This window comes from Streptomyces sp. MspMP-M5 (assembly GCF_000373585.1).
Lineage (GTDB): Bacteria > Actinomycetota > Actinomycetes > Streptomycetales > Streptomycetaceae > Streptomyces.
In genome coordinates this window covers 21445-33380 of sequence record NZ_KB891925.1, presented here as the reverse complement: position 1 = coordinate 33380, position 11936 = coordinate 21445, and the positions used below count along the sequence as shown (strand labels likewise).

Below are 11936 nucleotides of genomic sequence, written 5' to 3'. Positions count from 1 at the left end.
AGGGCGGGCTGTTCGCCCGGAAGAGCAACTATCGGGGTAAGAAGAAAAACCGAGGCCGATCGGTACGTGAGCAGCTCGCCGCTGGCCATGAGGACGCCAGGCGCCTGAGCGTCAAGGTCGTTGACGAGTACGTCGAAGACGGGACCTCAGCCTCGCGACACGGGGCCGACGGCGAACGTGATCAGCTTGAACGGCTGCTGCGGGACATAGCCGCGAAGAAACTCGACATTGTGATCGCATGGGCATCCTCCCGTTTGCAGCGGGATCTTGCCGTGTACGTTCGCCTCCGGGACGCGTGCTGGGAGCACGGTGTGCTGTGGTGCTACGGCGGCAAGGTGTACGACCTCAGCAATCCAGACGACCGCTTCCGTACCGGCCTGGACGCCCTGCTGGGGGAGCGCGAAGTCGATGAGCTGCGTACCAACGTGATGCGGACCCTCCGGGCGAACGCCGTGACCGGCGTGCCACACGGCATCACGCCGTATGGCTATCGCCGTGTGTACGCCCCGGAAACCGGGGCGTTCCTCAGGGTGGAGCCTGACCCCTTCCAGGCGGGGATCGTGCGGGAGATCTGTTTGCGGGTCGCCAACGGTGAGGACTACCGGGCCATCGCCCGCAGCCTCGACATGCGTCAGATTCCCGCCCCGGCCTTGCGGTGGACGAAGGCGATGGTGAAGCGGCTCGCTGTTCATAAGCCGGAGAACCCTGAATACGAGGACCTGTGGCAGGAGGTGGGGGACCGCCTCGGTAAGGGCGAGGAGCACCTTGACATCGCCCGTGACCTCCAGGCGCGGGGAATCCCGTTGTTCATGGCTCGTTGGCAGCCGACGACGATCAAGGAGTACGCCCGCGATGTCCGGTACCTCGGAGCCCGCACGCATCACGGCGAAGTGTCCGCCGCGGAGGCGTGGCATGCGATCGTGAGCAAGGCGACACACGTGCGGTGCAAAGCGGTCATCGAGGAGCGCGACAAGAAGCCGCACAACTCCCGTCCTGGAAAGGCTCGTTACCGACTCTCCGGTGTCATGGTGTGCCATATCTGCGAGCACCCCGTCGGCACTCACCGGACGGACAGCGGCAACATGAACTACCTGTGCAAGCAGCCAGGGCGCAACGGCGAGAAGGGGTACCACGTCAGTGCGCAGATGGAGCCGGTGGACGCGTACGTCCTTTCCTGGCTCTTCTCCTGGCTGTCGTCGCCGGCGTTCGTGGAGGCGTACACCAAGGGCGATGCAGAGCTTGTCCAGAAGATCGAAGAGGCGGAAGCAGAAGCGGAGCTGCTTCGACAGCGCCTGGACGGCTTCTATGCGGCGGCCGCGGAAGGAAAGCTGTCCCCTGAGGGGCTCGCCGCGGTGGAGGCGCAGACACGGCCGAAGATCAAAGATGCCGAGGATCGGGCGAAGACGTTGCGCGCGCCAGCTATCGTTCGCGACATCATCGGTGCCACGGTGGAGGAAGTGCGCGCGGCATGGGAGAAGTTGACGCTTCCGCAACAACGGATGATCACCGATGCTCTTGTGGAAGTCCGACTCAAGCCGATCGGTAAGGGGCGGGATTCGGCTGCCGTCCCAGCTGAGGACTATGTGTCAGTGGAGCCGCGGAAGCTGTTCGCGACGGCGGCTTGAGAGGGTCGCGTGCGCGTGCGGGGCCACGCAGTACAGCCTGCGTGGCCCCAGGCTGCTCAGCTGGCTTTGCGCTGCTCGGGGAGCAAGGGGTGGACCTGTAACGCGCTACCGGCAGCCCTCGTACGTGCACAGATTTCGCTCAGGGTCTGTTCGAAGGCGTTGGCCATCTCTTCATTGATCTGTTGGTCGTTGGCGACGAGCTCGATGATGCCATCGGCCGCCACTCGGGCCATGAGCAGGACGCCGGGGTCGAGCTGTTTCCGGCTAACTCTGAGCAAGTTGTCCCCCTTGCGTAAGATTCCCCGTTATCGAACCTAAGTACGATTCGACGTCCGGAAGACTTTACTCCGCAATGCCCGCCCAGTCACGCATTCAATTACCCGCCGCCTACGGCGTGTCACCCTCTGTTGGGGCATATTCCACCGGCTTATCCCTTTCGGCCACCCATCGTCGCAGTACTTCTTGCGCGCGTGGCATGTCGGCCGCGGTCATCCCGGGGACATGCGCGACGATGACCTGCATCTCCTCTGTGCTCGCACCGAAAGGATCGCTCGTAACCAGGCCGACGTACTGCTGCGAGGCGGCAAGCTGAACCTCGCGCATCGGGCGGTCGATGGCTGCTGCTACCGCGCGCACGAGCGGCGGGTTGATCTTCACTCCCTCGCCCTTGGCGATCCGCCAAAGGAGCGCGTACGGAACGCGATACCCCGTCTTTGGGTCCACGCCCCGCTCGGCCAGTTGTCGGTAGGTCGCACGCGCCGCCGCCGACTCCACGAGGTCGGCCAGGGGTCTACCTGAATCCCACACCCGGCATTCTCCGTTTCGGTTTAGAAACTCACACGCGCACTTACGTGGCGTTCACGCCCGTAAAAACATACCGCTGAACCTCGTTGACCGCCAGGATCATGGATCGTAGGTTGTTTCTGTTTTTAAACAGAAATGACTGCGGCGTGACCTGGACATGGGGGCACGGTCCGCGGCGGACCAGGGGAGGGGTGGACGATGCGAGCTGAAGCCTCTGAGGGCGCTGCTCGGTCGGAGACCGGCGGTGAAACGACGGTGGTCGACTGGCCGGAGCCGACTCCCGATCAGATCGCGATGATCGCACGGGTCTTGGCGCCGCTGGTTCACGAGGCGCGTGCTGAGCGTGCAGAACGGAGGGCGGCGGCATGACGCGTTCGGATGGGCTCGTGGAGTTCAGCGGCCCGCCGCCGGCTGCCCACACGACCAACACTCGCCATGCGCGCATCGTGGCCCAGTTGGTGAACAACCCCGGAAAGTGGGCGGTGATCGGGCGGTACGGAAGTGCGGCGAGCGCCCGGTCCACGGCCCTGAATATCCGGACGGGCAAGTTGGCTGCCTACACGCCGGCTGGGGCCTTTGACGCCGTGGCACGCACGGTGCACTCGGGCGACGAATCCGAGTTCCGTGTCTACGCCAGGTTCATTGGGGCCGGCGGCGGTGCGGAGGCGGCGTGATCAGCGTGCGGTTGAGCGATGACGGGCGCCGGGTGGTGCTCGGGACGACGGATATTGCGGAGGTGGTCGTCGGCGTGCTCGCTGTTGAGTACGCCGAGGCACCGCGGGCTGTGGGAGCCGACCTAGAGGAGATTGCTGCGCGGCGTTCCACGTTCGAGGGGCTGGCCGGCCTCAAAGAGATCTGTGAACTGCCAGAGCGTGTCCTGACTGGAGCCGCGGCCGCGCTAGATGCCGCGCGGGAGGACTTCGTGTCTGCACTGTCGGAGCCGGCCGAGTTCGCCCTCAGTGAGAGGGACGCGCGACAGCTGGCCGTAGAACTCATGCGGCACGCCAGCCTGGCAGCGGTGGCGCGCCTGCGGGACGGGGGTGTGCAGTGACGCTGATACGAACCGCGGCCGGCCGCGGCTACAAGTACACGTTGGACGGTGAGCCCGTGATGGGGGTGCCCTCGCTCACCGGCGGTGGTCTACCGAAGCCTGGCCAGCCAAGGTGGGCCGCACGAGAGGCCGCCCGGTATGTGGTGGACAACTGGAGAGCACTTGCGCCACGCATCGTTTCGGGGGAAGCCGACTCGGTCTTCGACGAAGTCAGGCAGGCACCGTTTCAGGAGCGAAACCCAGCAGCCGGACGTGGGGTGGACATCTACCGGCACGCCGCTGCTTTCCTCACCCGTGGCGACGATCAGGTGCCCCCGGAGTTGTACGGACATGCCGTAGCGTGCGCGGACTTCCTTGATGACTGGGGCGTGTGCCCCTTGCTCGTCGAGGCGCAAGTCGGTTCCCGCACCCACAAGTACGCCGGGACATTGGGCATGGTGGCGAAACTCCCCACCAGGGATGCGGTGTTGGTCAGCTACGAGACCGGCTCCGGAGTCTGGCCGGAGTGCGCGTTGCGGGCCGCGGCCTACCGGTTCGCCGACTTCTACGTGAGCGAGGACGGCGCCGAGATGCCGGTGGCCGATCTGGGCATCAGTGCAGCCTATGGCGTGCACTTGCGCGCGGACGGCTATTCCGTGCACCCGCTGGACGCCGGCGAGGAGACGTTCCAGCGGTTCCTCGATGTGTCGGCCGTCGCCCGGAATGCTAAGACTTTTCCCGCCCTCGTTCATGCCCCCGTAACCCCCATCCACCTCCTCAAGACCGGCGACGCGGCTAGCGAGCGGCGCACGGTACGGCGTTCCAACAACGGGGCAGCAGCCCTTGCTTCCGAGCCCGAGCCTGAGACGTCGTCATGGGCGGCCAGCCACGAGGCGGAGCAGTGACGCGGAGCGGCATGGACCGACGCCAGGCAGCTGCGCGCCACGCAGCCGTGGAATGGGTGTTTGAGCATTCCCGCGCCCGCGGCGTGGCGCGCACGATCCTGCTGGCCATCGCCCACCAGGTGCCGGACGCGGAGTGCACCGCGTACGCGGGGACCACGATGCTGGTGCGCCGTACCGGCGCGGCCCGATCGACGGTTCGCGCTGCCATTGACCGGCTCCTTGCCTCCAAGGACGGTGAGTTGGAGGTCGTCGAAGGGGAACTTGGGCCGCGCGGTGAGATCTGGTATCGGCTCCCGAAGGCTGCCGCATACCTGCGCGCGGTGTCCGAATCGGGAGGGTTTGGAGGGCCGGAGACCGGGGGGCTGGAAATTGGCTCGCGCCAGAATCCGGGCTCCCGGAAACCGGCCCCCACAGGGCCGGAAACCGGCCCGGAGGGGTCCGAGAACCGGCCCAGTGGGGGGCCGGGTTCCAGCCCCCCACTGATAGATGAGATTGGTGAAGGACTGAGCAGCGCTCGCGCGCCCGAGACGCCTACGGACGTCGTGCCGGTACAGGCCCGGCCGCTGGTGGCCGCCCTCCGCCAGGCACGGATTGTGGTCACCTGGCGATTGGCACCGGCCGAGTGGGCGCTGGTGCTCGCCGCGGTCCAACGGTGGGGCACGGACGCACTCGTCCGCGCCGCCGTCGAACGGACCTCCGGCCGGGAGATCCGCAGCGCCCGCTACCTACTGGCCATCTGGCGCGACGCCGCCAACTTCGCCCCCGCCCCGCCAGCCGACCAGCATGCGGGGGACGGCGGGAACGTGGTGCCGCTGCGGCGCGGCACGTCCTCGTACACCGACAACCTGCTCGCCGGACTCGCCTTGCTGGAAGAACGGGGGGAAGCCCAATGAATCCGAGGGAAACTGCCGCCCTGCTGCGCCTCCTGGCCACCCTGGACGGACGGTTGCGCCGAGCCATGACCGACCCGCACAAGGCGGCCCGCACCATCGACGAGTGGAACGAGGCCACCGTGCACATCCCCGCCGTCACCGAAGACGGCACTTGGGACGTCATGCACGCGGTGCGGTGCTTCTACGAGCAGCAGCGTGGCGACCACACCGCCCGCTACTTCGCATACGAGCCGCACCACCTGCTCGCTGCCTGGGCCGCACACCGCGGTACACGGATGGAGCGCCACACCGACCCGGTGCCGGCCGCCGACCCGGATGACGAAGCCGCCTACCGCGCCGAGCTCGCCGCCACCCGCACCGCCGTGGCCACTGGCCGAAGCGCGCCGGCCATCTTCCGGCCCGCGATCGACCCGGTCGGCCAGCGTGAACTCGAAGCCATGACAGACGAACTGGCCGCGGCGTCGTACTTGCCTGAGCCGGTGGCCTGGGAACTCGCAGCCTTCCGGCCGCGGCGGGCCGAGCGGGAAGCTGCGCGTAAAAGGGGCGGGCCGGATCCGCTCGGCCAGGTGTGCAAATGGTGCGGCGCCGGCGAGGGTGAGCCGTGCCGCGGCGGCTTCCGTCCGCGCGGCAAGGGGCGAGCCATCCGCACCGAGCCGCATCCCTGCCGCATCGACGCCGCCCGCACTGCCATGGAGGAGGCCAGCTAATGCATGTTTCCAGCACGCGGCCCGACACCCCGTGCCCGACCTGCGGTGCCTTCGCCCTGCGGCTTGAACGGCGCTTGGCCGTCCTCCCCCTGTCGGCCCTCGCTGCCGCGCATCCGGCCGCAACTACCCGCTCCTGGCTGGTCTGTCGTTCGTGCGGCACCGAAGCCGAAGAGCGGAGCGCCACACAGCCCTGAACAACCTTCAGGGCGCGCCCTCGTCCGGCCAGACAGAAAGGGGCGCGCCCTGCGTGGTGAGACCACCGTACAGCCGATCTTGCCCGGAGGCTCACCATGAATCCGACGTACGCCATAGCCGACGAGACCGTTGCCGCCCTGCGCCGCATCCGCGAACTGTGGGGCGATCTGCTGGCTGCGATCGAGACCCCGCCCGCCGATGTGTGGCCCCCGCGTCAGCTCTCTCACACTCTCAACCCTGCGCCGGACGAGCCGCTCATCCAGCGGCTCCCACTGACCCTGCGCGAGTATCCAGCCCCGGTCAACCTTGGTGTCCTGGACGCCGGCCGGGCTGTGGAGGAGGCCGTGTTTGCACTGGCCGATGTCCTGGCTGCCGCGTGCCAGCACGCCGCGCTGGGGGATCCGCGCCGTTGGGAGATCCGGAGCGAGAGCCGGCCAGGCAGCCGGGCCCACGGGCTGCACTGGGCCTGCGTGTGGATCGAGGGCCGCATCCGGGGCGAAGACACGGAACTGGAAGACAACTTGGCCTGCACTCCGCCGTTCCGGCCGCTGCGCGAGGCCGAGCAGATCGAGGCCCGCCACGTCGCCCGCACCAGTGAAGCCCGCCTCCTACGCGCCCTCGGGCTCGACCACCGTGACACGGTGATCCCCGGTCGTCCCTGCCCCTGGTGCACCGGCCAACTCACCCTCCATACCGGGCCGGACATCCCGCCGGCGGTCACGTGCGGTACGGGCCCGAGCTGCACGGCCCCTGTCCTCATCGACGCTCGCGGCCGTCGCGTGTGGCGCTGGCGCGACCTGCCCGCCCTGGCTACAGCACTCCAAGCCCGCGAAGCCCCACTGTGCGCCAACTGCATTGAAATTCCTCGAAGTTGAGGCCGCTCCCACTCGCTGGACCGTGCGGAAATCACTACCGTACTCATTACCGCATTCATTGCGGGGCCGGACGTCACCCGGCAACCATCCAGCGAGAGGGAGTACCCCCTATGCGCTACGCAACGATCAACAAGGACGACGACGTCCTGCACCGGCAGGATCTGGGAACCACACGGGCCCTGTGCGGCGAGGACGCGCCGTACGACGTGGACGCCGACGAGGCCGCCTTTGGGCTCATCGCCGGCACCCGATTCACCTGCGGCCCGTGTGACATGGCCGCCGCGCACCGGGCGCCCGTCAACTACGGATTCCGCGCGGCGGACGGCGCGAACGACGATGTGCGTGCCGCGGTGCGCGTCCTGGCCATCGCCGGATTCGAGCCGGCGCGTGACCCGGACGAGTTCCGTACCACGGCCCGCGGCTTCCTCGTGGAATCCATCGCGCCGGGGAGCGTCGATGTCTCCCGCCTCCTCAACGGGGTGGGCGCCAACGGCGAAGGGGCGGAGACGATGCTCAACGCCTACATCCGCACCTTCAAAATCATGGGCTGGGAAACCAGCGTGATCTTCGAAGACGATGGCGTTTCCTGCTTCGTCGCCTACCGCCCGGCGGACGGCGAGGAAGTCACTTCCGTGACCGACGACCAGCCGCACAACCACCCGCACTGATCAGGTTCACCGCCGGCCGGGCCCTGCGCCCGGCCGGCGCTTACTCACGAGAGGCACCCGTCATGGCCGAACGCAAGCCGAAGCTGACATACGACGACGCCGTCCGCATCCGTGACGAGGCCCTGAACCTCAAAGAGCAACTCGGCCGGATCGTTGTCGAAGCCCGGCTCGGGGGCAGTGGCCACAAGCCGCGTTCCGTCGCGCAGATCGCGCGGGAGCTTCAGTTCACGGAAGGCCGTATCCGCCAGATCTTGCGCGCCGAGCAGGCCGCCGAACCCACCGAATAAATCGGGTCCGCCTCTGGCGACGTCACCGCCGGACGGACCCTGACCGCTACGAAGGAGTACCCCTCCGTATGGCTACCACCTACCCTACTCGCCCCCGGACTTCGGGCCACGCCCGCTGGGTGCCGCTCGCGGTGTCGGCGGTGATGACCGCCGGATTCTCCTATCTGGCCTTCCGGTTGTCCTTCGCCGCCTTAACTGCGTTGGGCCTTCAGCACGGCGTTCCGGGGGACGTGGTGTGGATGTTCGCGGTCCTCGTGGATGGCGGCGCGGTCGTCGGCACGGTCGGCGTCGTCATGGCCCAGCACGCCGGCCGCAGCCCTCGCCCGTACTGGGTCACCGTGATCGCCTTCGCCACCATCTCCCTGGCGTTCAACATCGCCCACAGCGACGGCACCCCACTCGGCATCGCCATCGCCGTCACACCGCCGGCCGCCCAATTCGCCGCCACGGAACTCCTCGTCCGCCTGCTGCCCGCCCCTGGCGACGCCACCGCTACCACCGCCGCACCATCGGTCGCCGCTGTCGTCGCCGCAGCAGACCGCGCGACCGCCGCAGCCAGCACCATCACCGCCGCCGTACGCGACGCCAGCGCCGCCGCGGAAGCCGCGCGTGCCGCAGCCGACGAGGCGACAATCGCCGCCACGACCACCGCACACGCAACACAGCAGCCCACCACGGGTGGCACCACCGGCGGCTCGCCAGTGGCAGCCATAGACCTCGCCGCCCTCATCGCCACCATCGATGAGATGCCGCCGTTCACCGCCACCGAGGACGACGGCACAGCGCCACCGGAGCCACAGCCGCTCGCCGCCACATTCACCGCCCCGCCATGGCCAGCCGGCGACGAAGTGGACGACGCCGACACAGAGCCAGGCGCGGCCCCCGCAGTGCCGCGAGAGTGGATGGATGCCTACCGGCAGGTGCGGCAGACACTCGGCAAGCGCCCCACACAGAACGCCCTGGGCGACGCCCTCGGGGTCAAGCGCACCCGAGCCAGCCAGATCCGCGAGCAGATCGAGAAGGCGCTCAACACCCCTTGCGCCGTTACCTTTCCGTGACCTAGAGTTGGCGGCGCTTCCGGCGTGCCCGGAAATAGCCACTAACTTCAGACTCCGAGCCCCGTCACGCATCCCCGCCGTGACGGGGTTCCTTCATGCCTGCCTGGGAGGTGATCGCATGCCGACCAGCTCCCAGGCCCTGTTTGACGACGGCGACGACGTGTCTTTCGTGGCGCCTACCCTCGGGCCGCTGCCCGGCATCCGCCCGTTCTCTGTCCTACGTACCGACCTCGGCCCGTGGCGTGACCGTCGCGCCGCTTGGAACGACCTCGGCCTTGCCAGCCGCACCGGGCGCGAGCACGCGACTACGTATGCCTCCCGCGGAAAGTTCGCCGAGAAGTACCTGACCTCAATCAACGGCGGGCTCTCGACGTTCGATCCGGTGCTCGCCGAGGTGCTGTACGAGTGGTACTGCCCGGAACGCGGATCCGTCCTCGACCCCTTCGCCGGGGGCTCGGTGCGCGGGCTGGTCGCCGGCAATGGCGGTTACCGCTACACCGGCATAGACCTCTCTCCGTCGCAGGTAGACGCGAACGAGGATCAGGCAGCCGACTGGGCTGCCCGCGATCTCCTCGCGGCCAAACCCCGCTGGATCCTTGGAGATGCGGCCGACGTGCTACCCGACTTTGCCACCGGCGCATACGACTACGTCATGACCTGCCCGCCCTACCACAACCTGGAAAAGTACTCCGATCACCCAGCTGACCTCTCGGCGATGCGGTGGAAGGAGTTCACCGAGGCATACCGAGAGATCATCGCGGACTCCGTGCGATGCCTGGCCGAAGACAGCTTCGCAACCTGGGTAGTCGGCGAGGTCCGCAACTCCGCCGGCATCATCCGCGGACTCATCCCCCTCACCATCGCCGCCCATGAGGCCGCCGGCGCCCGCCTCTACAACGATGCGATACTGATGAACACCCTCGGCACAACTCCCATGCGGCTCGGCAATCAATGGCGCGCCTCTCGCAAAATGGGACGCCATCACCAGTATGTCCTGACCTTCGTCAAGGGCGACCCCAAGTGCGCCACCGCCCGCCTGGCCGAGGTCGCCCCGTGAACGGTCTCGACCTCCTCGCCCGCGCTCTCGCCGTTCCCGACTTCACCCCCGCCGTAACGCCCGTCGAAGAACACGACGGCATCTTGGTCAAGCGCGAAGACGCCTGGTCCCGAGGCGGCGCCTCCGGAGCCAAGGCACGGGCCCTCTTCACCGTGGCCGGGGGTGCCTCCGGCATCGTCAGCGCGGGCGCGCGGATCAGCCCGCAGCTCGAACGGGCGGCCATCGTCGCCCACGCCCTCGGGATACCATCCCGACTGCACACCGGCTGGGGTGCCGACACCGCCGAAACCGCACTCGCCGCGGCAGCCGAAGCCGAGGTGCTCCGGCACTGCCCCGGTCGGCTATCCGTGATACGAGCCCGGTATCGCACCGACGCCGAGCACCTTTCCGGCCGAGGCTGGGCCTGTGTGCCGTACGGCATGGAGCACCCCGTCTACCTGGAGCAAGTGGCCGATCAAGCCGCGCAACTTCCGTCCCACGTCCGCCGGATTGTGGTCCCTGTTGGATCAGGCATCACCCTCGCGGCCATTCTGCGCGGACTCGCCAGAGCCAGTAGCCGGACGCCGGTGCTCGGCGTTCGTGTCGGCGGTGATCCGACGCCCGTCCTCGACCGATACGCCCCTGGTTGGCACGCCCGCGCAACGCTCGTCACCACCACCGCGGCATTCGGAGACTCCGTGCCTAACCGGCTCGGTGCCCTGGCACTGGATCCGCATTACGAAGCCAAGACGCTCCCTTTCCTTTCTTCCGGTGATTTGCTGTGGGCGGTCGGCGTACGCGCATCCGCCTTGCGACCGTGAACGGCAGTCACCGATCCGGTACCGCGAACAGCGTCGTTCTTTCGCCTGGGGCACCCCGGAGGCAGCTGGGAGCCCTTGGGCCACGTGAAGAAGATGCAGAAATAATTGCCGCAGCCCCTCGCGCACTCTTCGAACCTCCCCTACTGTCTCAGCTGCCAAAAGGAAAGTTCCTCAGGCGGAACGAAGAATAGGTATAGGGAGGGCGAGATGTCTCAGGAAGACTGCACGGTGAGTCAATTAATAGAAGGTCTTAAGGGGTACCCTGCGGAATCGATCGTGCGCCTGTACGTCGAAGGCGGGCCGGATCACGGGTACTTGGTCGGCCCCGTTGTCTCCATAAGTGACCGCCTCACAATCATGTGCGCAGTCGAGAAAAACACCTGCGACTGATCCTGTATGCGGCCCGCCCCCGGAGATAGCGGGGGCGGACCGCAGGCGCCAGCATGCCACATCGCACGCACCGAACGGAGTAGCTATGACGGACCGCCGGCCCGGCGACGGCAACGCCGAAACGCTGCGTGCTTACTGGGCTCGGGGAAAGGGCGCCGCCAAAATCCGGTGGGGCACACCCGGCGACTTCGACCGCTGCGTAGGCGAACTGTCGAAGTACATGCCGGGTCGCGCCGAGGGGTATTGCAACCTGCTACACAAGCGGGCCACCGGCATCTACCCCGCCACGCACGCCAAGGCAGACCGCGGGGGCACGTGATGGCTTGGACATCGAGTAGGCGCCGCGCCGAGCTTCCCGCGGACTGGGCAACCGCGATCCGCCCCCGCGTCCTCGCCCGCGACGGTTACCGGTGCACCGCCTATATGCGGGACGGCAATCGGTGCCCCGCCGTCGCCACGGACGTGGACCACATCGGCGACCGCCACGACCACAGCGACAACAACCTCCAGTCGCTTTGCCGTTGGCACCACAAGCGCAAGACAGCCGCCGAGAGTGCCGCCGCACGCCGCGCTAAGCGCCCGCCGCTGCGTCGGCGGCCAGCGGAACGCCACCCGGGCCTGCGATGATCTCTCCACCCCTGG

15 protein-coding genes are annotated in these 11936 nt (G+C 67.8%); 13 read left to right on the top strand and 2 right to left on the bottom strand.

What is annotated here, in order from left to right; translation table 11 throughout:
- A partial coding sequence (locus B073_RS43055) for a recombinase family protein (RefSeq protein WP_018542093.1) occupies positions 1-1625 on the top strand: 1625 nt, incomplete at its 5' end.
- A 56-nt stretch (positions 1626-1681) separates the two neighbouring features.
- On the opposite strand, the gene B073_RS46835 is transcribed toward B073_RS43055, so the two are convergent.
- Positions 1682-1903, bottom strand: coding sequence for a hypothetical protein (locus B073_RS46835; protein WP_158690273.1), 222 nt, complete (start codon positions 1901-1903; stop codon positions 1682-1684).
- A gap of 109 nt (positions 1904-2012) precedes the next feature.
- Positions 2013-2282, bottom strand: coding sequence for a hypothetical protein (locus tag B073_RS46830; RefSeq protein ID WP_158690272.1), 270 nt, complete (start codon positions 2280-2282; stop codon positions 2013-2015).
- Positions 2283-2794: 512 nt separating this feature from the next.
- Here B073_RS46830 and B073_RS0131625 point away from each other — a divergent pair.
- The 12 genes from B073_RS0131625 (at position 2795) to B073_RS0131570 (ending at position 11613) form a co-directional block, all read left to right on the top strand.
- Positions 2795-3103, top strand: coding sequence for a hypothetical protein (locus B073_RS0131625; RefSeq protein WP_018542090.1), 309 nt, complete (start codon positions 2795-2797; stop codon positions 3101-3103).
- Entirely contained in the window at positions 3100-3480 is a 381-nt protein-coding gene (locus tag B073_RS0131620) for a hypothetical protein (RefSeq protein WP_018542089.1), read from the top strand. The genes B073_RS0131625 and B073_RS0131620 overlap by 4 nt, the downstream gene beginning before the upstream one ends.
- Positions 3477-4364, top strand: a complete 888-nt coding sequence (locus tag B073_RS43050; protein WP_158690271.1) for a hypothetical protein — start codon at positions 3477-3479, stop codon at positions 4362-4364. Before B073_RS0131620 ends, B073_RS43050 begins: the two co-directional genes overlap by 4 nt.
- Before the next feature lie 542 nt (positions 4365-4906).
- Positions 4907-5257: a hypothetical protein gene (locus tag B073_RS0131610; RefSeq protein WP_018542087.1), complete on the top strand. Its 351-nt coding sequence runs from the start codon at positions 4907-4909 to the stop codon at positions 5255-5257.
- On the top strand, positions 5254-5964 hold the full coding sequence (locus tag B073_RS0131605; RefSeq protein WP_018542086.1) for a hypothetical protein: 711 nt from the start codon (positions 5254-5256) through the stop codon (positions 5962-5964). Before B073_RS0131610 ends, B073_RS0131605 begins: the two co-directional genes overlap by 4 nt.
- Before the next feature lie 290 nt (positions 5965-6254).
- A complete protein-coding gene (locus tag B073_RS0131600; protein ID WP_018542085.1) occupies positions 6255-7034 on the top strand; it encodes a hypothetical protein in 780 nt (259 codons plus the stop codon).
- A 110-nt stretch (positions 7035-7144) separates the two neighbouring features.
- A complete protein-coding gene (locus tag B073_RS0131595) occupies positions 7145-7702 on the top strand; it encodes a hypothetical protein (RefSeq protein ID WP_018542084.1) in 558 nt (185 codons plus the stop codon).
- A gap of 62 nt (positions 7703-7764) precedes the next feature.
- On the top strand, positions 7765-7989 hold the full coding sequence (locus B073_RS0131590; protein WP_018542083.1) for a hypothetical protein: 225 nt from the start codon (positions 7765-7767) through the stop codon (positions 7987-7989).
- 68 nt (positions 7990-8057) lie between these two features.
- On the top strand, positions 8058-9047 hold the full coding sequence (locus B073_RS43045; RefSeq protein WP_078508266.1) for a DUF2637 domain-containing protein: 990 nt from the start codon (positions 8058-8060) through the stop codon (positions 9045-9047).
- Between the two features lie 118 nt (positions 9048-9165).
- Positions 9166-10104: a class I SAM-dependent methyltransferase gene (locus B073_RS0131580; protein WP_018542081.1), complete on the top strand. Its 939-nt coding sequence runs from the start codon at positions 9166-9168 to the stop codon at positions 10102-10104.
- Positions 10101-10904, top strand: a complete 804-nt coding sequence (locus B073_RS0131575) for a pyridoxal-phosphate dependent enzyme (RefSeq protein WP_018542080.1) — start codon at positions 10101-10103, stop codon at positions 10902-10904. The genes B073_RS0131580 and B073_RS0131575 overlap by 4 nt, the downstream gene beginning before the upstream one ends.
- A gap of 475 nt (positions 10905-11379) precedes the next feature.
- On the top strand, positions 11380-11613 hold the full coding sequence (locus B073_RS0131570; protein ID WP_018542079.1) for a hypothetical protein: 234 nt from the start codon (positions 11380-11382) through the stop codon (positions 11611-11613).
- The last annotated feature ends 323 nt before the right edge of the window (positions 11614-11936 follow it).

Excerpts from the sequence above, each read along its gene's own strand:
- B073_RS0131625 (WP_018542090.1), top strand. The coding sequence starts at position 2,795 with ATGACGCGTTCGGATGGGCTCGTGGAGTTCAGCGGCCCGCCGCCGGCT.
- B073_RS0131605 (WP_018542086.1), top strand. The coding sequence starts at position 5,254 with ATGAATCCGAGGGAAACTGCCGCCCTGCTGCGCCTCCTGGCCACCCTG.
- B073_RS0131600 (WP_018542085.1), top strand. The coding sequence starts at position 6,255 with ATGAATCCGACGTACGCCATAGCCGACGAGACCGTTGCCGCCCTGCGC.
- B073_RS0131595 (WP_018542084.1), top strand. The coding sequence starts at position 7,145 with ATGCGCTACGCAACGATCAACAAGGACGACGACGTCCTGCACCGGCAG.
- B073_RS0131590 (WP_018542083.1), top strand. The coding sequence starts at position 7,765 with ATGGCCGAACGCAAGCCGAAGCTGACATACGACGACGCCGTCCGCATC.
- B073_RS43045 (WP_078508266.1), top strand. The coding sequence starts at position 8,058 with ATGGCTACCACCTACCCTACTCGCCCCCGGACTTCGGGCCACGCCCGC.
- B073_RS0131580 (WP_018542081.1), top strand. The coding sequence starts at position 9,166 with ATGCCGACCAGCTCCCAGGCCCTGTTTGACGACGGCGACGACGTGTCT.
- B073_RS0131570 (WP_018542079.1), top strand. The coding sequence starts at position 11,380 with ATGACGGACCGCCGGCCCGGCGACGGCAACGCCGAAACGCTGCGTGCT.